Origin of the sequence: Variovorax sp. UMC13, assembly GCF_014170375.1 — a bacterium.
In the GTDB taxonomy this organism is placed as follows: domain Bacteria; phylum Pseudomonadota; class Gammaproteobacteria; order Burkholderiales; family Burkholderiaceae_C; genus Variovorax.
This window is the reverse complement of record NZ_LZZW01000031.1, coordinates 113,553-130,048: the sequence shown is the minus strand read 5'-3', so window position 1 is coordinate 130,048 and position 16,496 is coordinate 113,553. Positions and strand designations below refer to the sequence as shown.

Here is a 16,496-nt window from a genome sequence, read left to right as displayed (position 1 = left end):
AGCGCGGCAGAGGGCTTTCTGCTATACTTGAGCGAAACAGTCAACAACAAGAAAAACTTCGCGATGAAGGACCGGTTCGCACCTCGCGGTGACGGGTCGGCAAGGGCGGAGACCACGCCACCGGGCCTCGGCTTCGGTGTCTATGTTACGAGCACACAAGGAGCTTGCGATGCGTCTCACTACCAAAGGTCGTTTTGCGGTCACCGCCATGATCGATCTGGCCCTGCGCCAGAACACAGGGCCGGTCACGCTGGCGGCCATCAGCCAGCGCCAGCAGATCTCGCTGTCCTACCTGGAACAGCTGTTCGGCAAGCTGCGCCGGCATGAGCTGGTCGAGTCCACCCGCGGCCCCGGCGGCGGTTACAGCCTGGGCCGCAAGGCGGCCGACATCACCGTGGCCGACATCATCGTGTCGGTCGACGAGCCCATCGATGCCACGCATTGCGGCGGCAAGGAAAACTGCCTGGGCGAAGCCGGCCGCTGCATGACGCATGAGCTCTGGGCCTCGCTCAACCAGCGCATGGTCGAGTTCCTCGACTCCGTCACCTTGCAGAAGCTGGTCGACGACCAGATCGCCAAGGGCGTGCAGATCGAGAACAAGCCCGCGATCAAGCGTGCGATTTCGAGCCAGCCGGTCGTCAAGCCCATCCGCGTGAACGCGCCGAATTCGGTGTTCGCGCTGGGCAACGTGTTTGCCAAGTCGTGATGAAGGGCGGCGCCTCCGGGTGCCGCATCCCCGCATCGCCTGAGATCAACAACATTCCCACGCAGTCTGAGTGAGCCATGGACGTCACCCCGCATTTCCCCATCTACCTTGACTACGGCGCGACCACGCCGGTCGACCCGCGCGTCGTCGACGCGATGATCCCGTGGCTGCGCGAGCACTTCGGCAATCCCGCTTCGCGCAGCCATGCGTGGGGCTGGGAAGCCGAAGAGGCCGTCGAGAAGGCCCGCGACCAGGTCGCCGAGCTGATCGGTGCGGATCCGCGCGAGATCGTCTGGACCAGCGGCGCAACCGAGTCGATCAACCTGGCCCTGAAGGGTGCCGCCCAGTTCTACAAGGGCAAGGGCAAGCACCTCATCACGCTCAAGACCGAACACAAGGCCGTGCTGGACACCATGCGCGAGCTGGAGCGTGTCGGCTTCGAAGTGACCTACCTCGATGTCAAGGAAGACGGCCTGGTCGACATGGAGGCCCTGAAGGCCGCCATCCGCCCGGACACCGTGCTGATCAGCATCCTGTTCGTCAACAACGAGATCGGTGTCATCCAGGACATCCCCGGCATCGGCGCGCTGTGCCGCGAGAAGGGCATCCTGTTCCACGTCGACGCGGCGCAGGCCACCGGCCGTGTCGAGATCGACGTCAAGACCCTGCCCATCGACCTGATGAGCATGACCGCGCACAAGACCTACGGCCCCAAGGGCGTCGGTGCACTGTATGTGCGCCGCAAGCCGCGCGTGCGCCTGGAAGCGCAGATCCATGGTGGCGGCCACGAACGCGGCATGCGTTCGGGCACTCTGCCCACGCACCAGATCGTCGGCATGGGCGAAGCCTTCCGCATCATCAAGCTCGAGATGAACGAGGTGAATGCCAAGGCCGCGATCCTGCAGAAGCGTCTGCTGGACGGCCTGAAGGACATCGAACAGGTCTTCATCAACGGCAGCGTTGAGCACCGTGTGCCGCAGAACCTGAACATCAGCTTCAACTACGTCGAAGGCGAGTCGCTGATCATGGGCATCAAGGGCCTGGCGGTGTCGTCGGGCTCGGCCTGCACCTCGGCCAGCCTCGAACCCAGCTACGTGCTGCGCGCCCTGGGCCGCAGCGACGAGCTGGCGCACAGCAGCCTGCGCATGACCATCGGCCGTTTCACGACCGAGGAAGAGATCGACTACGCGATCTCCACCATCAAGCACAACGTCGCCAAGCTGCGCGAACTCAGCCCGCTGTGGGAGATGTTCAAGGACGGCATCGACATCAGCACGATCCAGTGGTCGGCCCACTGAACGTTCTTCCCAACATTCCGAAAAGAGGTACCCCATGGCTTACTCCTCCAAGGTCATCGACCACTATGAAAATCCCCGCAACGTCGGCTCCTTCGAAAAGGGCGACGATTCGGTGGGCACCGGCATGGTCGGCGCACCGGCCTGCGGCGACGTGATGAAGCTGCAGATCAAGGTCAATCCCGAAACCGGCGTGATCGAAGACGCGCGCTTCAAGACCTACGGTTGCGGCTCGGCCATCGCCTCGTCCTCGCTCGTGACCGAATGGGTCAAGGGCAAGACGCTCGACGAAGCGGCGGCACTGAAGAACGCGCAGATCGCCGAAGAGCTGGCGCTGCCGCCGGTCAAGATCCACTGCTCGATCCTGGCCGAAGACGCGATCAAGGCCGCGGTCAACGACTACAAGCAGAAGCACGCCGTCGGCGCTGCGGCTGCTGCCGAAGCGGTTCACTGACATGGCCGTGACGCTCACCGAGGCCGCCGCGCGCCACGTCAATCGATACCTCGGCAAACGAGGCAAGGGCGTGGGCGTGCGGCTGGGCGTCAAGACCACGGGCTGCTCGGGCCTGGCCTACAAGCTCGAGTACGTGGACGAGTTCACGCCCGAGGACGTGGTCTTCGAGGACCAGGGCGTGAAGGTGCTGGTCGACCCGAAGAGCCTGGCCTACATCGACGGCACGCAGCTCGACTTCGTGCGCGAAGGCCTCAACGAGGGCTTCAAGTTCAACAACCCCAACGAGCGTGATCGCTGCGGTTGCGGAGAGAGTTTCAGGATCTAGTCCACCCCCCGAAGCGGCTCACAACGCGCAAGCCGCCTTCCCCTCAAGGGGGCGACACCAGCGGCCCGGCAAAGCCGGTTCGGCGGTGTTTCTGGAATGAACAACGCCGCCGCCTCATTTGGCGGCGGCATTTTTTTGCGATGAACCTCAACGACACCGACTTCGAACTCTTCGCCGTCCCGGCGACCTTTGCCCAGGACCGCGGCGCGCTCGACGCACGCTGGAAGGAACTGCAGCGCGAGGCGCATCCCGACCGCTTCGCCGCCCAGGGCGCCGCGGCACAGCGCGTGGCCATGCAGTGGTCGGTGCGCATCAACGAGGCCTACCAGCGGCTCAAGGACCCGGTCCGCCGGGCCAGCTACATCTGCGAACTGCACGATGCGCCGCTGAACGCCGAGAACAACACCGCCATGCCGCCGGCCTTCCTGATGCAGCAGATGGAATGGCGCGAGGCGCTGGACGAGGTCGGCGACGTGGCCGCGCTGGAGGCGCTGCAGGCCGAGGTCGAAGCCGGCCGTGCGCGTGCGCTGTCCTCGCTCGACTGGCTGATCGACGAGAAGGGCGACTACCCGGCCGCCGCGCAGCAGGTGAGAGCCCTCATGTTCATTGAGCGCTTCGGGCAGGACGTCGAAAGCAAATTCGATCAATTGGGACAATAGCGGCATGGCTCTTCTTCAGATTTCCGAACCCGGCCAGGCGCCCGATCCGCACCAGCGCCGCATCGCCGTGGGCATCGACCTTGGCACCACGCATTCGCTGGTGGCCTCGGTGCGCAACGGCGTGGCCGAATGCCTGCCCGACGAGCAGGGCCGCGTGCTGCTGCCCTCGGCCGTGCGCTACCTCCAGAACGATCGCCGCCAGATCGGCTTCGATGCCCTGGCCGCGCGCGCGCAGGACCCGGCCAACACCATCACCTCGGTCAAGCGGCTCATGGGCCGCGGCCTGGCCGACATCGCGAACCGTGAGGACATGTCCTACCGCATCGGCGGCAGCGACGCCGGCATGGTGACGGTGCAGACGCTCGCGGGCGAGAAGTCGCCGGTCGAGATCAGCGCCGAGATCCTGGCCACGCTGCGCTACCGCGCGCAGGACACCTTCGACGACGACGAACTCTACGGCGCGGTCATCACCGTGCCCGCCTACTTCGACGAAGGCCAGCGCCAGGCCACCAAGGACGCCGCGCAGCTGGCCGGCCTCAACGTGCTGCGCCTGATCAGCGAACCCACGGCCGCCGCCATCGCCTACGGCCTGGACAACGCGAGCGAGGGCGTCTACGCGGTCTACGACCTGGGCGGCGGCACCTTCGACATCTCGATCCTGCGGCTCACGCAGGGCGTGTTCGAGGTGATCGCCACCGGCGGCGATTCCGCGCTGGGCGGCGACGACTACGACCACGCACTGGCCGACTTCGTGCGTGCCGAAACCGGGGTGCAGGTCGGCAGCGACGCCGACAAGGCCTCGCTGCTGGTGGCCGCGCGTGCCGCCAAGGAAGCGCTGACCGCGTCGACCTCCACCACCTTCAGCGCCGAGGTAGCGGGCCAGCCGGTCGTGTTCGCGCTGAGCCGCGCGCAGTTCGATGCCGCCACCCAGGCGCTCACCGATCGCACCATCGCCGCCGTGCGCAAGGCGCTGCGCGATGCCAAGCTCAAGCCCGATGCGCTGCAGGGCATCGTGCTGGTCGGCGGCTCCACCCGCATGCCGCAGGTGCGCAGCGCGGTGGCCGCGTTCTTCGGCCGCGAGCCGCTGGTCAACCTGAACCCCGACGAGGTCGTGGCGCTGGGCGCGGCGATCCAGGCCAACCAGCTGGCCGGCAACAGCAGCACCGGCGACCTGCTGCTGCTCGACGTGATCCCGCTGTCGCTGGGCATCGAGACCATGGGCGGGCTGGTCGAGCGCATCGTGCCGCGCAACCAGACCATCCCCACCGCGATGGCGCAGGACTTCACCACCTACCAGGACGGTCAGACCGCGCTGGCGCTGCACGTGGTGCAGGGCGAGCGCGACCTGGTCGCCGACTGCCGCAGCCTGGCGCGCTTCACGCTGCGCGGCATCCCGCCCATGGCGGCGGGCGCGGCGCGCATCCGCGTGACCTTCACCGTCGACGCCGACGGCCTGCTGAGCGTGAGCGCGAAGGAGCAGGGCAGCGGCGTCGAGGCCAGCGTGGCCGTCAAGCCCTCGTACGGGCTGTCGGACGATCAGGTCGCGACCATGCTGCGCGAGAGCTTCTCGACCGCGCAGCAGGACATGCAGGCGCGCGCGCTGGTCGAGGCGCGGGTCGATGCCGACCGCATGCTGCTCGCCACGCAGAGCGCGCTCAATGCCGACGGTGACCTGTTGGCCGAGGCCGAGCGTGCGGCCATCGACGCGCTGATGAGCGCACTGCGCGGCACGCTGGCCACCGCCACCGAGGCGGCCGTGGTCGAGGCCGCCACCAAGGCGCTGGCCGACGGCACCGAGGCCTTCGCGGCCCAGCGCATGAACCAGGGCATCGCGCGCGCGCTGTCCGGACGCAAGGTCGAATCCCTCTAGAACACAATGCCCACGATCAAGATCCTTCCCCATCCCGAGTACTGCCCGAACGGCGCCGAAGTGAGCGCGCCCGCGGGCACCTCGATCTGCGAGGCGCTGCTGGACCACCACATCAACATCGAGCACGCCTGCGAGATGAGCGCGGCCTGCACCACCTGCCATGTGGTGGTGCGCCAGGGCTTCAACTCGCTCAATGCCTCCGAAGAGATCGAAGATGACCTGCTCGACCGCGCCTGGGGCCTGGAGCCGCAGTCGCGGCTGAGCTGCCAGGCGATCCTGGCGCAGGCCGACGTGACGATCGAGATCCCCAAGTACTCGATCAACCACGCCAAAGAGAACCACTGAGAAAGAGTCGTCGCATGTCACGCCAGATCGTCCTCGACACCGAAACCACCGGCCTGTCCGCCGAGAACGGCGACCGCGTCATCGAACTCGGCTGCGTCGAGCTGCTCAACCGCAAGCTCACCGGCAACGACCTGCACATCTACTTCAACCCCGAGCGCGAGAGCCACGAGGAAGCGTTGAAGGTGCACGGGCTCACGACCGACTTCCTGCGCGACAAGCCCAAGTTCGCGACGCTGGCCCAGGACGTGATCGAGTACCTGCGCGGTGCCGAGCTGATCATCCACAACGCGGCCTTCGACGTGGGCTTCCTCAACAAGGAGTTCGAGTTGGTCGGCCTGCCGCCGCTGCGCACCTTCGTGAGCGAGGTGACCGACACGCTGGCCATGGCCAAGCTGGTCTACCCCGGCAAGCGCAACTCGCTCGATGCGCTGTGCGACCGTTTCGGCGTCGACCGCTCGAACCGCACCTTCCACGGCGCCAAGCTCGACGCGCAACTGCTGGCCGACGTCTACATCAACCTCACGCGCGGCCAGGACGCGCTGCTGATCGACGAGGCCTCGAACGAGCCGACCACGGGCACGGTGGTGGCGGTGGACCTGAGCAGCTTCGTGCCGCCGGTGCTGATGGCGGCGGAGCACGAGTTGAGCGCGCACGAGGACCTGCTCGCGCAGCTCGACAAATCGAGCAAGGGAAAAACGATTTTTCGACAAATTGACGTGACGTCCCAAAACTCTGTGGCATAATCAGAGGCTTCGCAGGACGCGAAACACTGAGTGGCACGAAGGTGCTGCAAGGGCGGTTAGCTCAGGGGTAGAGCACAGCATTCACACTGCTGGGGTCGGAGGTTCGAAACCTCCACCGCCCACCAACACAACGGCAAAAGCCGCTGACTGAATTCGGTCAGCGGCTTTTTTCATGGGTGCATCGGAAGGACGGAAGCGGCTTCGTTCTGACGCCGCCTTCGGAGAAGCGATCGGCTCATCGCCGTGCGGTGAGCCAGGACGCATAGAGCGCTTCGACGGTGGCTCTCCATTCCCGCACCGCCTGCTCGTACAGGGGATCGATCTCCTGCCCACGCCCGCCGCCTTCGTCCCGCCTGCTGTATCGCGGCCGTTCCATGACGTTCCGGTTGGGAAACGTGGGAACAACGGCGCCCTCCTTGCGAAGGATCGATTCCTTTTGGCCTATCGAGAGCATGTGGAGGCTCCTGAACTTCAAGCGATAGTTTAGTCATCTGGGATAAAAATACTATCTCCGACAGGCTCGCAGTGTTACCGCCGGATTCTCTTGGTCCGGCCCCTGCGAAGGGCTACGCTCGCAGCCATGAACCGGACGCAAGCGATGGTGCGGATCGAAGAGATGGCGAAGCTCGGTGGTGCCTTGCCGCTGCCGCAGGCCATCGCGAACCTCGCGGCCGTGATCGACCACCTGGACATGTACAGCGACACCTATGAGTCGGATGTGGCCGCACTGGTGGGCGTGGGCGCAGCCATCTGGCGTATCGATGGTGAAGCCGGGCCTGTGCGGCCGGCGCCTCAGGAGTAAGGCATGACGATTCAGGTATTCCAGCGTGCGGACGACCGGTGGCTCTGGGCGCTGCACGGCCCCGATGGTGTGCCGCTCGCGGCAAGCCGCCGGGCATTTTCGACTTCCGTGCAAGCGATGCGCGATGGAGAGGCGGTGCTGGGGCGCATGGGCGCGCCGGTGGTCGAGGACAGCGGGTACATCGCCATACCGCCGCCTGCGCACCTGGAGGGTTCGGTGCTGCGGCCTTAGGCGCGTGTCCGGCGCTTGCGATGGGCGGGCCTTGTCCGACGCGCCTTGCCTTCTTTTTCTTGCCTGCTGCGCGCCCGGACGGCCGCAGCGTCGTCATCCCTCACTGGAGAACGCCATGGCAGACGACAAGAACATCCGCGGGCCGGCAGATGCCGCGCGGATCGACATCAACGAAGACCACGAGCTGCGCTACTGGACGAAGACCCTGGCCGTGTCGGAGACGAAGCTCCGATCGGCCGTGGCCTATGCGGGCGTGATGGTCACGGACGTCCGTACCTACCTCGGGCTGCCGGAGCGTTGACATGCCCGGCGCCTTGCGTGCCATCGCCGTGACGGTGGAAGAGCCGGAGCCCGGCGCATTCGTCTGGGTGCTGGTGGAGCAGGGCTGCGGATGGGCGCAGCTCTCGCAGGCGGAGAAGGCCCGCGGCAGCTACGCCCAGGCCATGGCCGACGGTCTTCTGGCGCTGCAGGACCTGATCGAAGACCTGGAGATTGGCCCCCGCATGCCCGAAGTCCGGCACAGCCCGGCGGAGCGGGCCTCGTTCGGCTTCGGCTTCGGTGGGCTGAAGTAGGACCGCCGGCCCCGCGGCCTCGCGGTCCTGCGTAACGGAATCAGCCCGACGCGCGTGCCGTGAGCCACTGCGCGGGCGGCAGCGGCTTGGCGACGATGCGGATCTCGCCCATGGCGCCCAGGAAGCCGCCGCCGGGGCCGTTGCCCTGGTAGTAGCCCGCGCCCACCACCCACGGCAGGTTCTGCGATGCCAGGCCCACGGTGTTGACCGTGTTGCGCAGGATCGGCGCGCCTTCCACGTACATCGTGGTCTCCTTGGCCACCGGGTCGTTGACCACCGCGATGTGCAGCCAGCTGTCGAGCAGGATCTCGCCCGACCAGTTGGCGCGCGAGGAGGTCGGCGCGGGCTTCTGCGGGATCACTTCGAACTGCACCTCCTTGAGGTTCGAGATCGCGAACTGCACCGGCGGCGAGGCGTCCCAACCCTGGAAGCCGGGGAAGTTCCGGTTCCAGCCGCCGCGCGTCATGATGTTCATCCAGGCGTTCTTGTCGGTCCAGTTCTTGTCGAGCTTGATGAAGGCCTCGATCGTGTAGCCCGTGGCCTCGAAGGTCTCGCTGTTCAGCGCGGCGGCGGCATCGGTCATGAAGTAGCTCAGGCGCGCGCTCTCGGCGTTGCTGAACTGCACGCTGCCGGGTGCCGACGACAGGCGATGGCGGTCGCTGCTCCAGCGCAGGTCGGCGAGCTGGGCGGTGTTGCCCGCCGGTGCGTTGAGCGCGCCGCGCGTCAGCTTCGCACCCTTGCCCGAGGCGTCGGCGATGACCTCGCGGTCGTTGAGCGCCGCGCCCACGGTGCCGCCGAAGAAGCGCCAGTGGGCCAGGGTCTCGGCGATGTGCGGATAGTCTTCCGCATTCGCCGCGGGCTTGGCTGGCGGGGTCTCGATGGCATTGAAGCCATCGAGCATCAGCGACGTGGCGGCCAGCGTGCGCGGCGTGGCGCTCGGCGCGGCCGGCTTGAAGTTGGGCGCGAAGCGGGCGAAGCGCTTGGCGAAGTCCATCTGGATGGTGAACTCGTTGTTGGCGTCGCGCAGCATCACGTGGTCGAACTCGTTGAGCGTGGCCGCCGGCTTCTGCCGTACCCAGGGCGAGAAGGACAGGGCGCGGATCTCCTTGGCCGTGAGGTCGAATTCGTAGAAGCGCATCAGGCCGTTGCCGCCCTGGTAGGCCATCTGGTAGTCCACCACCATCTCCTCGACCGCGTTGCCGAAGTCGTTGGTCTTGGTCAGGTGCGCCGAGCCGTGGTGGTGGCCGTTGACCGTCATGAAAATCTGGTCGTTGTCGCGGATCAGCTTTTCCCACAGCATCAGGCCGTAGTCCACTTCGAGCGGCTTCACGCCGTCGGGCGCGATCGCGATCAGCTGGTGGTTGACCAGGATCGCGGGCAGCGTCGGGTTGTCCTTGAGCACGCGGCGGGCCCAGACGATGCCGTTGTCCGACACGCGCCACGAGAGCGAGAGCACCAGGAACTGCTGGCCCTCGGCCGTGAAGACGTGGTACTCGTGGAAGCCGCTCGGGTCGCGGCCGCCGAAGGTGCTCTGCTTCTTCGCGCGCTCGGTGCCGAACCATTGCAGGTAGGGCTCCTTCGCGAGGTCGCGCTGCGCATCGGTGCCCACCGACTGGCCGTTCTCGAAGCCGATGTCCTGCAGCACGTCGTGGTTGCCGGCCAGGATCGAGTAGGACAGCTTCTTCGTCTCCAGCGCCTGCATGGCCTTGTCGGCGATCTCCCATTGCTGCGGCTTGCCGACCTGGTCGACGATGTCGCCCACGTGGATCACGAAGGGGATCTTGAGCGCGGCCGCGTTGTCGGCCAGCCACTGGGTCTGCGCGAGGAAGGGCGTGCTGCCGAAGCGCTTGTCGAACTGGTTGCCCGTTTCCGCGCTCGCGTAGCGCGCATAGAACTGCGTGTCGGGCAGCACCGCCAGCCCGAAGCTCGAGACCCGCGTGTCGACCACCGGTTCACCGGGATTCGGTGGCGGGTTGGACGGATTGCCGCCGCCGGGCGGCGGCGTGCCCGCCCCCGAGTCGCTGCCACCGCCGCAGGCGGCGAGCAGCGAGGCCGCGCCGAGCGTGGGCACCAGGGAGCCGGCCTTCAACAGGCTGCGGCGATGGAGGAGGGGGCTGCGGGACGAGGAATCGGAAGACAAGGATGCTGCTCCAGTGAATGCATGAAGAGGAGCAGCCAAGCCTAGGGAGGCTGGATGACAGCGCGGCGATGACCTTGCGCGCGCTGCGCATAGCGAGACGATGTGACACACGGACCTGCTAGCGCCGGCCGCGCGGGCCGGCGCCTTGCTCAGTTCGCGTCCACCGCGTTCGCGGCCAGCGCCGCCGCGTCGCGATGCCACCAGCCGCCGCCCAGCGCCTGGAACAGCAAGGCGCTGTCGGCCAGCCGCGCGGCCCGCGCCTGCAGCAGGCCCAGCTGGCCCTGCCGGTGGTTCTGCTCGGCCGCGATCAGCGCGAGCCGGTCGAGGTAGCCGAGGCCGTGCTGGCGCCGCGTCAGGTCGAGCGCGGTCTTTGCGGTGTCGTTGACCGCAGCGGCGGCGGTGAGCGCCGCGGCATCGGCCTCGATCGCATGCAGCGTGTCGGCCACGTTCTGGAAGGCCACGATGACCGTCGCGCGGTACTGGGCCGCGGCCTGGCGCTGCTGCTCGATGGCCGCGCGCTCCTTGTGCCGCAGCGTGCCGCCGTCGAACAGCGGCTGGGTGATGCCCAGCGCCAGGTCGAAGAAGCGGCCGCTGTTCCAGAACATCACCGGCCTGCGCCTCGGGTGGCGCGGGCGGCCGAGGCGCCGGACACGGCCTCGATGCGCGCGGTAGTGAACGAACTGGGCGCCACCACGCAGCGCACCGCGCGGCTGGTGCAGCAGCTGCTGTCGATGGGGCGGCTGGACCTCGAGGGCCGCAGCGACCTGGCGCTGGTGCCGGTCGACCTGGGCGCGCTGGCGCGCGAGGTCGGCGAGACCTACCTCGATGCGGCGCTGGAAAAACAGATCGAACTGGAGCTGGTGGCGGGCGACACGCCCGTGTGCGTGCGCGGCGAGCCCGACCTGCTGGGCGAGGCGCTGGGCAACCTGATCGACAACGCCATCCGCTGCACGCCGGCCGGCGGCAGCGTGCTGATCGCGATCAGGCGCTCGCCGCCCTCGCTCGGCGTGGCCGACTCGGGGCCGGGCGTGCCGGCGGAACAGCGCGCGGCGATGTTCGAGCGCTTCGTGCGCGGCCCGGAGCCGAGCGGGGAGGGCACTGGCCTGGGGCTGGCCATCGTGCGCGAGATCGCCGTGCTGCACGGGGCCGAGGTCCAGCTGGGCGACAGCGAGGCGGGCGGGGCCAGCGTGACGATCCGCTTCCCGGCGGCCGAGGCCGCGACCGGCTGAGGCCTTGCCCGCCGCGTCGGGCCCTGTCGGTCCGCACCGACGGCGAGTGCGGGCCTGGGCTGGCGCGCGGCCAGGGGCAGGCTCGTAGAAGGAAGGCCTGAACCAAGGAATCCATCATGGCCACCAGTCCCGACCTTCCCCCGCCCATCACGCCCGATCTGCCCGACACGCCCGAGCCCGCGGATCTCCCGGTCGAACCGGACGAAGGCAGTGTCTCGCGCTTCCCGGTCCGCCTCTCGCTGCACCTGCAGGCGCACCGCCAGTTCATGAGCGCGGCCTGCTTTCGCTGGACGCTGGGCCGCACGCGCGCCTGGATCCTCTGAGGCGTCGCTCAACCCGTCGGTTGCCGCGCTAAGCTCGCGGCATGGACGAATTCGATTGCGCCGTGATCGGCGCGGGTGTGGTGGGGCTGGCCGTCGCGCGGGCCCTGGCGTTGGCGGGCCGCGAGGTCATCGTGCTGGAGGCCGAGGGGGCCATCGGCACCGGCACCAGTTCGCGCAACAGCGAGGTGATCCATGCCGGCATCTACTATCCCCAAGGCTCGTTGAAGGCCCGGCTCTGCGTCGAGGGCAAAGAGGCGCTCTATGCCTATGCGGCCGAACGCGGTGTGCCGCACCGCCGCTGCGGCAAGCTGATCGTGGCGACGTCCGAGGCCCAGGTCGGGCAACTCGAAGCCATCGTCGCCAAGGGCCGCGCCAACGGCGTCGACGACCTTGTCATGCTCGCGCGCGACGAGGCCCGCACCTTGGAACCGGCCCTCGAATGCCTGGCGGCGGTGCATTCGCCCAGCACCGGCATCGTCGACAGCCACGCGCTGATGCTGAGCCTGCAGGGCGACCTGGAGAACGCCGGCGGCGTGGTGGCGCTCAAGTCCGCGGTGCGCCATGCGGAGTGCACGCCGCAGGGCATCGTGCTGCACACCGAGGACGGCACCGTGCTGCGCTGCGCCAGCGTGGTCAACGCCGCGGGCCTGTCCGCGCCCGGCCTGGCGCGCGGCTTCGAGGGCCTGCCGCCCGAGACCGTGCCGGGCGCCTGGTTCGCCAAGGGCAACTACTTCACGCTGGCTGGCCGCGCGCCTTTCGGCCGCCTGATCTACCCCGTGCCCGAGGCCGCGGGCCTGGGCGTGCACCTGACGCTGGACCTGGGCGGCCAGGCCAAGTTCGGGCCCGACGTGCAATGGGTGGAATCGGCGGATGACCTGGTGGTCGATGCGCGGCGCGGCGATGCCTTCTATGCCGAAGTGCGGCGCTATTGGCCGGCCCTGCCCGACGGCGCGCTGATCCCCGGCTATGCAGGCATCCGGCCCAAGATCTCGGGGCCTGGGGAGGCCGCGCGCGACTTCGTGATCGACGGGCCGGCGCGCCACGGCGTGCCCGGCCTGGTCAACCTGTTCGGCATCGAGTCGCCGGGGCTGACGAGCAGCTTAGCCATCGGACGACATGTGGTTGAACTGCTGGCGCAATGATCGTCAACCTGTACCATGGAATGCCGCGCCGTTTGTGCCGGCGTCCAGTCGCCGGCGCCTTTGCCGGCAGTCCACCCACGGAGGAAGATTTCAATGAGTGCATCCAACAACCTCGAAGCCGCAGCCAACGCCGTCGTCGAAGACATCGCCAACGACGTCAAGGGCGTGCTGGGTGGCAAGGACCTAGAGTCGAATCCGCAGATCAAGGCGCTGCGCCAACGCGTTGAGGCCAAGCTGGCCATCGCGCGCGAGCTCGCGGCCGAGAAGAGCAAGATCGCCGCCAAGAAGGCCAAGGACGCCGCCAGCACGGCCAACGCCTACGCCCACGACGAACCCTGGCAGATCGCCGCCGGCGCGCTGGCCGTGGGTGTGCTCGTGGGCCTGCTGCTGGGCCGTCGCTGAGCGCATCCGCGCATCTGAGGAGAGCCGCGCCGCCGCGCGCGTGACCGGGAGGATCGAATGAACAAGTTGCTGTCACTGCTGGGACTGGATGCGCGCATCCGCCGCCTCAAGATCGCCGCGGGCGAAAGCGCGATGGCGATCGAGGACCGCACCCAGCTCCTGCGCATGGCGTGGGACGACGAGAAGGACCGGCTGCAGCGCATGCTGCTGCTGGTCATCGCGGTGCTCGGGTTGACGACCGTCGCCGTGGCCCTGCTGTCGGTGGCCGTGGTGGTGCACTTCTGGGACACGCCGCACCGCGCGACCGCCGCCTGGTCGGTGGCGGGCGTGTGGATCGCCCTGTGGGCCGTGTCGCTGATCGGCCTGCTGTCGACGCTGCGCGGCGCCAGCGGCGCTTTCGCACCGAGCCGGCAGGAATTCGAACGCGACTGGGCCTGGGTGCAGGACCGGCTGGGCATCGGCAACCAGGGCCAGCCCGAAGGCACGCCGCGTCCGACGCGCCCGGCAACCCGCGAGGAACTGCTCGCGCGCATCGCTCGCCAGCGCCAGCGCATCGCGGTGCTTCAGGCTGCGAGCGAAGATGCGGCCACGGCCCAGGCGGCACCGCCGCCGCCCGACGAAACCCCCAGCGAGACCGCCATGCGCCTGCTGCGCGCCCATCCCGTGGCCGCGGGCGTCGCGGCCGCCGCCGTGGTGGCGGTCGTCAAGCCGCGCCGGCTATTGCGCTGGGCCGCCTTCGTGGCCCCGGTGCTCTGGCGGATGCGCTGATCAGGCGGCGCGGGCCTTCAAGGCCTGCGCCACCTCGCGGACCAGCGCCGGTCCGCGGTAGATCAGGCCGGTGTAGACCTGCACCACGTCGGCGCCGGCCGCCAGCTTGGCCTGGGCATCGGCACCGTGGAGGACGCCGCCCACCCCGATGATCGGATAGCCCGTGCCCAGCGCGGCGCGCAGCTGAGCGATCACGCGGTTGCTGGCCTCGCGCACCGGCGCGCCCGACAGGCCGCCGGCTTCCTCGGCATGCGGCAGGCCCGCCACCGCCGCGCGCGACAGCGTGGTGTTGCTGGCGATCACGCCGTCCACGCCGTGGCGTTGGAGCGTCGCGGCGATCACCGTGACCTGCGCATCGTCGAGATCGGGTGCGATCTTGAGGAACATCGGCACCCGGCGGCCATGCTGCTGCGCCAGTTCGGCGCGGCGTGCCACCAGCGCGCCCAGCAGCGCATCGAGCGCCTCGTCGCTCTGCAGCGAACGCAGGTTGGCGGTGTTGGGGCTGGAGATGTTGATCGTCACGTAGTCGGCATGCGGGTAGACGCCCGCCAGGCCGATCAGGTAGTCGTCGGTGGCCCGCTCGATCGGCGTGGCGGCGTTCTTGCCGATGTTGAGGCCCAGCAGCATCGGTGCCGCCTTGGCACCACCCTGGCGGAAGCGCGCGCGCTGCACGTTGGCCAGGAACACGTCCAGCCCCTCGTTGTTGAAGCCGAGCCGGTTGATCAGCGCGTCGCGCTGGGGCAGGCGGAACATGCGCGGCTTGGGATTGCCCGGCTGGGCCTTGGGCGTGACGGTGCCGACCTCGACGAAGCCGAAGCCCATGGCCGCGAAGGCGTCGATGCAGCGGGCGTTCTTGTCCAGGCCCGCGGCCAGCCCGACGCGGTTGGGGAAATGCAGCCCGGCCAGCGTGACCGGATCGTCCACCCGCCGCGACGCGTAGGCGCAGGCCAGCGGGGTGTTCTGGGTCCGCGCGAGGCTGTCGAGCGTGAGTTCGTGGGCGTGTTCCGGGTCGAGGCCGAAGAGGACGGGGCGGGCGAGTCCGTAAAGGGACGAAAGCAGCGGCAGGGGCATTGGATAATTCTCGGCTTCGTTAGCTCCAGGATTGTCCCCGATGACCGCACCCTCTTTGACCCAGGATGAACTCAAGGCCCAGGTGGCCCGCGCCGCGCTCGCGTATGTGGTGGAGGGCGAGATCGTCGGGGTCGGCACCGGCTCCACGGTCAACAAGTTCATCGAGGCGCTGGCCACGATCAAGGACCGCATCCGTGGCGCGGTGTCGAGCTCGGTCGCCTCGACCGAACGCCTGCGCGCGCTGGGCATTGAGGTGTTCGACAGCAATGCGGTGGAAGAGCTGTCGGTCTACATCGACGGCGCCGACGAGATCGACGGCCGCGGCTTCATGATCAAGGGCGGCGGCGCGGCGCTCACGCGCGAGAAGATCATCGCGGCCCAGTCGCGCTCCTTCGTCTGCATCGCCGACGCTTCCAAGCGCGTGCATGTGCTGGGCGCCTTCCCGCTGCCGGTCGAGGTGGTGCCGATGGCGGCGCGCCGGATCATGCGGCAGTTCGAGCGGCTGGGCGGCGTGGCGCAGGTGCGCGAGAAGGACGGCGTGGCGCTGGTGACTGACAACGGCCAGCACATCGTCGACGTGAGCGGCCTGAAGATCACCGACCCGCTGGGCTTCGAGACCGAAGTGAGCCAGTGGCCCGGCGTGGTGACGGTGGGCGTGTTCGCGCACCAGCGCGCCAACGTGTGCCTGCTGGGCACGCCCGCGGGCGTGGAAACCCTGCGCTACGACTAGAAACGGATGCCGGCCGGGTTCGACGGCGTCGGGCCTGCCGCGGGCGCGACCGGCGCTGCCGGCGGTGCCGCCTGCGTTGCGGGCGGCGCGCTCACCGGTGCCGGCCGCAGCGCCACCATGGGCTGGGGTGGTGCATTGCGGTAGCCGGTGGGCAGGCGGATGCTCTTCGGGTAGCCGGCCGCGTCCAGGTACTGCGACCACTCGCCGTCCGAGAAGCCCCGCAGCTGCTGCGAACCGATGGTCAGCAGCGGCAGCGAGTTCTGCCCGCTCAGGCGCTGCAGTGCATCGCCATCCTCGTTGGTCTTGACCTGCCGTTCGGCGAAGGGCACGCCGCGCGTCGTGAGCAGCGAGCGGCCGGTGTCGCAGGGCGCGCAGTTGTCGCCGGTATAGAGCGTGATCGGATAGCGCTGCACCACCTGCTGCAATTCGTAGGGCAGGGCGGCCGAGCCGCTCTCGTTGGACCCCGCACCGGCGCGCGGTGCAGCGGGGCGCGCATCGGCCGCCGGCGGCTGGTCGGAGAAGACGACCTTGCCGTTCTTGTCCACCTGGCGGTAGACCTGCTGGGCCGATGCCGCGGTGGCGGCGACGGCCAGCAGCAGAAGGAGGAGGCGCGCGTTGCGGTGCATGAAAAAGGCTCCGGGCTCGGGGATCGAAAGCCGGAGTATCTCAGGCCGCGTGGCGCGCGCAAT

The 16,496-nt window shown here is 68.5% G+C and carries 23 protein-coding genes and 1 tRNA gene; 19 read left to right on the top strand and 5 right to left on the bottom strand.

What is annotated here, in order from left to right:
• Nucleotides 1-169: 169 nt before the first annotated feature.
• The 9 genes from iscR (at nucleotide 170) to A9977_RS25585 (ending at nucleotide 6,522) form a co-directional block, all read left to right on the top strand.
• Entirely contained in the window at nucleotides 170-706 is a 537-nt protein-coding gene (gene iscR / locus A9977_RS25625) for a Fe-S cluster assembly transcriptional regulator IscR (RefSeq protein ID WP_140842281.1), read from the top strand.
• A 77-nt stretch (nucleotides 707-783) separates the two neighbouring features.
• The gene (locus A9977_RS25620) at nucleotides 784-2,004 is read left to right on the top strand and encodes an IscS subfamily cysteine desulfurase (protein ID WP_183027615.1); all 1,221 of its coding nucleotides are present in this window, start codon (nucleotides 784-786) and stop codon (nucleotides 2,002-2,004) included.
• Nucleotides 2,005-2,038: 34 nt separating this feature from the next.
• Nucleotides 2,039-2,455: a Fe-S cluster assembly scaffold IscU gene (gene iscU, locus A9977_RS25615; protein WP_183027614.1), complete on the top strand. Its 417-nt coding sequence runs from the start codon at nucleotides 2,039-2,041 to the stop codon at nucleotides 2,453-2,455.
• 1 nt (nucleotide 2,456) lies between these two features.
• Nucleotides 2,457-2,780, top strand: coding sequence for an iron-sulfur cluster assembly protein IscA (gene iscA, locus A9977_RS25610; RefSeq protein ID WP_183027613.1), 324 nt, complete (start codon nucleotides 2,457-2,459; stop codon nucleotides 2,778-2,780).
• 140 nt (nucleotides 2,781-2,920) lie between these two features.
• A complete protein-coding gene (hscB, locus tag A9977_RS25605) occupies nucleotides 2,921-3,439 on the top strand; it encodes a Fe-S protein assembly co-chaperone HscB (protein WP_183027612.1) in 519 nt (172 codons plus the stop codon).
• A 4-nt stretch (nucleotides 3,440-3,443) separates the two neighbouring features.
• Entirely contained in the window at nucleotides 3,444-5,309 is a 1,866-nt protein-coding gene (gene hscA, locus A9977_RS25600) for a Fe-S protein assembly chaperone HscA (RefSeq protein WP_183027611.1), read from the top strand.
• A 6-nt stretch (nucleotides 5,310-5,315) separates the two neighbouring features.
• On the top strand, nucleotides 5,316-5,654 hold the full coding sequence (gene fdx / locus A9977_RS25595; RefSeq protein ID WP_183027610.1) for an ISC system 2Fe-2S type ferredoxin: 339 nt from the start codon (nucleotides 5,316-5,318) through the stop codon (nucleotides 5,652-5,654).
• A gap of 14 nt (nucleotides 5,655-5,668) precedes the next feature.
• Nucleotides 5,669-6,397, top strand: a complete 729-nt coding sequence (dnaQ, locus tag A9977_RS25590) for a DNA polymerase III subunit epsilon (RefSeq protein WP_183027609.1) — start codon at nucleotides 5,669-5,671, stop codon at nucleotides 6,395-6,397.
• 50 nt (nucleotides 6,398-6,447) lie between these two features.
• Nucleotides 6,448-6,522 (top strand) — tRNA-Val (locus A9977_RS25585).
• 110 nt (nucleotides 6,523-6,632) lie between these two features.
• On the opposite strand, the gene A9977_RS25580 is transcribed toward A9977_RS25585, so the two are convergent.
• Nucleotides 6,633-6,851 (bottom strand): hypothetical protein, encoded by a 219-nt coding sequence (locus A9977_RS25580; RefSeq protein WP_183027608.1) that lies wholly within the window; start codon nucleotides 6,849-6,851, stop codon nucleotides 6,633-6,635.
• Between the two features lie 126 nt (nucleotides 6,852-6,977).
• Between A9977_RS25580 and A9977_RS25575 the strand changes: the two genes are divergently transcribed.
• The 4 genes from A9977_RS25575 to A9977_RS25560 all read left to right on the top strand — a co-directional run bounded on the left by A9977_RS25575 (nucleotide 6,978) and on the right by A9977_RS25560 (nucleotide 8,002).
• Nucleotides 6,978-7,199, top strand: a complete 222-nt coding sequence (locus A9977_RS25575; RefSeq protein WP_183027607.1) for a hypothetical protein — start codon at nucleotides 6,978-6,980, stop codon at nucleotides 7,197-7,199.
• Between the two features lie 3 nt (nucleotides 7,200-7,202).
• The gene (locus tag A9977_RS25570; RefSeq protein WP_183027606.1) at nucleotides 7,203-7,430 is read left to right on the top strand and encodes a hypothetical protein; all 228 of its coding nucleotides are present in this window, start codon (nucleotides 7,203-7,205) and stop codon (nucleotides 7,428-7,430) included.
• Between the two features lie 115 nt (nucleotides 7,431-7,545).
• Nucleotides 7,546-7,731: a DUF3606 domain-containing protein gene (locus A9977_RS25565; protein ID WP_183027605.1), complete on the top strand. Its 186-nt coding sequence runs from the start codon at nucleotides 7,546-7,548 to the stop codon at nucleotides 7,729-7,731.
• Nucleotide 7,732: 1 nt separating this feature from the next.
• The gene (locus A9977_RS25560; RefSeq protein ID WP_183027604.1) at nucleotides 7,733-8,002 is read left to right on the top strand and encodes a hypothetical protein; all 270 of its coding nucleotides are present in this window, start codon (nucleotides 7,733-7,735) and stop codon (nucleotides 8,000-8,002) included.
• A 40-nt stretch (nucleotides 8,003-8,042) separates the two neighbouring features.
• On the opposite strand, the gene A9977_RS25555 is transcribed toward A9977_RS25560, so the two are convergent.
• Together A9977_RS25555 and A9977_RS25550 are read right to left on the bottom strand one after the other, a co-directional pair.
• Nucleotides 8,043-10,142, bottom strand: a complete 2,100-nt coding sequence (locus tag A9977_RS25555) for a LamG-like jellyroll fold domain-containing protein (RefSeq protein ID WP_259652142.1) — start codon at nucleotides 10,140-10,142, stop codon at nucleotides 8,043-8,045.
• A gap of 149 nt (nucleotides 10,143-10,291) precedes the next feature.
• Nucleotides 10,292-10,747, bottom strand: a complete 456-nt coding sequence (locus tag A9977_RS25550; RefSeq protein WP_183027602.1) for a TolC family protein — start codon at nucleotides 10,745-10,747, stop codon at nucleotides 10,292-10,294.
• Between the two features lie 54 nt (nucleotides 10,748-10,801).
• Between A9977_RS25550 and A9977_RS25545 the strand changes: the two genes are divergently transcribed.
• The 5 genes from A9977_RS25545 to A9977_RS25525 all read left to right on the top strand — a co-directional run bounded on the left by A9977_RS25545 (nucleotide 10,802) and on the right by A9977_RS25525 (nucleotide 14,006).
• Nucleotides 10,802-11,371 (top strand): sensor histidine kinase KdpD, encoded by a 570-nt coding sequence (locus A9977_RS25545; RefSeq protein ID WP_183027601.1) that lies wholly within the window; start codon nucleotides 10,802-10,804, stop codon nucleotides 11,369-11,371.
• Nucleotides 11,372-11,487: 116 nt separating this feature from the next.
• Nucleotides 11,488-11,694, top strand: a complete 207-nt coding sequence (locus A9977_RS25540) for a hypothetical protein (RefSeq protein ID WP_183027600.1) — start codon at nucleotides 11,488-11,490, stop codon at nucleotides 11,692-11,694.
• A 41-nt stretch (nucleotides 11,695-11,735) separates the two neighbouring features.
• The gene (locus A9977_RS25535) at nucleotides 11,736-12,836 is read left to right on the top strand and encodes an NAD(P)/FAD-dependent oxidoreductase (RefSeq protein ID WP_183027599.1); all 1,101 of its coding nucleotides are present in this window, start codon (nucleotides 11,736-11,738) and stop codon (nucleotides 12,834-12,836) included.
• Between the two features lie 93 nt (nucleotides 12,837-12,929).
• Nucleotides 12,930-13,238 (top strand): glycine zipper domain-containing protein, encoded by a 309-nt coding sequence (locus tag A9977_RS25530; RefSeq protein WP_183027598.1) that lies wholly within the window; start codon nucleotides 12,930-12,932, stop codon nucleotides 13,236-13,238.
• A gap of 57 nt (nucleotides 13,239-13,295) precedes the next feature.
• On the top strand, nucleotides 13,296-14,006 hold the full coding sequence (locus tag A9977_RS25525) for a phage holin family protein (protein WP_183027597.1): 711 nt from the start codon (nucleotides 13,296-13,298) through the stop codon (nucleotides 14,004-14,006).
• Here the strand turns inward: A9977_RS25525 and A9977_RS25520 are convergent, their stop codons facing one another.
• Entirely contained in the window at nucleotides 14,007-15,077 is a 1,071-nt protein-coding gene (locus A9977_RS25520) for a quinone-dependent dihydroorotate dehydrogenase (protein WP_183027596.1), read from the bottom strand.
• A gap of 40 nt (nucleotides 15,078-15,117) precedes the next feature.
• Between A9977_RS25520 and rpiA the strand changes: the two genes are divergently transcribed.
• Entirely contained in the window at nucleotides 15,118-15,807 is a 690-nt protein-coding gene (gene rpiA, locus A9977_RS25515) for a ribose-5-phosphate isomerase RpiA (protein ID WP_183027595.1), read from the top strand.
• Here the strand turns inward: rpiA and A9977_RS25510 are convergent.
• Nucleotides 15,804-16,433 (bottom strand): glutaredoxin family protein, encoded by a 630-nt coding sequence (locus A9977_RS25510; protein WP_183027594.1) that lies wholly within the window; start codon nucleotides 16,431-16,433, stop codon nucleotides 15,804-15,806. The genes rpiA and A9977_RS25510 overlap by 4 nt on opposite strands.
• Nucleotides 16,434-16,496: the final 63 nt, after the last annotated feature.

Coding starts and splice junctions, on each gene's coding strand:
- iscR (WP_140842281.1), top strand. CDS start 170: ATGCGTCTCACTACCAAAGGTCGTTTTGCGGTCACCGCCATGATCGAT.
- A9977_RS25620 (WP_183027615.1), top strand. CDS start 784: ATGGACGTCACCCCGCATTTCCCCATCTACCTTGACTACGGCGCGACC.
- iscU (WP_183027614.1), top strand. CDS start 2,039: ATGGCTTACTCCTCCAAGGTCATCGACCACTATGAAAATCCCCGCAAC.
- iscA (WP_183027613.1), top strand. CDS start 2,457: ATGGCCGTGACGCTCACCGAGGCCGCCGCGCGCCACGTCAATCGATAC.
- hscB (WP_183027612.1), top strand. CDS start 2,921: ATGAACCTCAACGACACCGACTTCGAACTCTTCGCCGTCCCGGCGACC.
- hscA (WP_183027611.1), top strand. CDS start 3,444: ATGGCTCTTCTTCAGATTTCCGAACCCGGCCAGGCGCCCGATCCGCAC.
- fdx (WP_183027610.1), top strand. CDS start 5,316: ATGCCCACGATCAAGATCCTTCCCCATCCCGAGTACTGCCCGAACGGC.
- dnaQ (WP_183027609.1), top strand. CDS start 5,669: ATGTCACGCCAGATCGTCCTCGACACCGAAACCACCGGCCTGTCCGCC.
- A9977_RS25580 (WP_183027608.1), bottom strand. CDS start 6,851: ATGCTCTCGATAGGCCAAAAGGAATCGATCCTTCGCAAGGAGGGCGCC.
- A9977_RS25575 (WP_183027607.1), top strand. CDS start 6,978: ATGAACCGGACGCAAGCGATGGTGCGGATCGAAGAGATGGCGAAGCTC.
- A9977_RS25570 (WP_183027606.1), top strand. CDS start 7,203: ATGACGATTCAGGTATTCCAGCGTGCGGACGACCGGTGGCTCTGGGCG.
- A9977_RS25565 (WP_183027605.1), top strand. CDS start 7,546: ATGGCAGACGACAAGAACATCCGCGGGCCGGCAGATGCCGCGCGGATC.
- A9977_RS25560 (WP_183027604.1), top strand. CDS start 7,733: ATGCCCGGCGCCTTGCGTGCCATCGCCGTGACGGTGGAAGAGCCGGAG.
- A9977_RS25550 (WP_183027602.1), bottom strand. CDS start 10,747: ATGTTCTGGAACAGCGGCCGCTTCTTCGACCTGGCGCTGGGCATCACC.
- A9977_RS25545 (WP_183027601.1), top strand. CDS start 10,802: ATGCGCGCGGTAGTGAACGAACTGGGCGCCACCACGCAGCGCACCGCG.
- A9977_RS25540 (WP_183027600.1), top strand. CDS start 11,488: ATGGCCACCAGTCCCGACCTTCCCCCGCCCATCACGCCCGATCTGCCC.
- A9977_RS25535 (WP_183027599.1), top strand. CDS start 11,736: ATGGACGAATTCGATTGCGCCGTGATCGGCGCGGGTGTGGTGGGGCTG.
- A9977_RS25530 (WP_183027598.1), top strand. CDS start 12,930: ATGAGTGCATCCAACAACCTCGAAGCCGCAGCCAACGCCGTCGTCGAA.
- A9977_RS25525 (WP_183027597.1), top strand. CDS start 13,296: ATGAACAAGTTGCTGTCACTGCTGGGACTGGATGCGCGCATCCGCCGC.
- A9977_RS25520 (WP_183027596.1), bottom strand. CDS start 15,077: ATGCCCCTGCCGCTGCTTTCGTCCCTTTACGGACTCGCCCGCCCCGTC.
- rpiA (WP_183027595.1), top strand. CDS start 15,118: ATGACCGCACCCTCTTTGACCCAGGATGAACTCAAGGCCCAGGTGGCC.
- A9977_RS25510 (WP_183027594.1), bottom strand. CDS start 16,433: ATGCACCGCAACGCGCGCCTCCTCCTTCTGCTGCTGGCCGTCGCCGCC.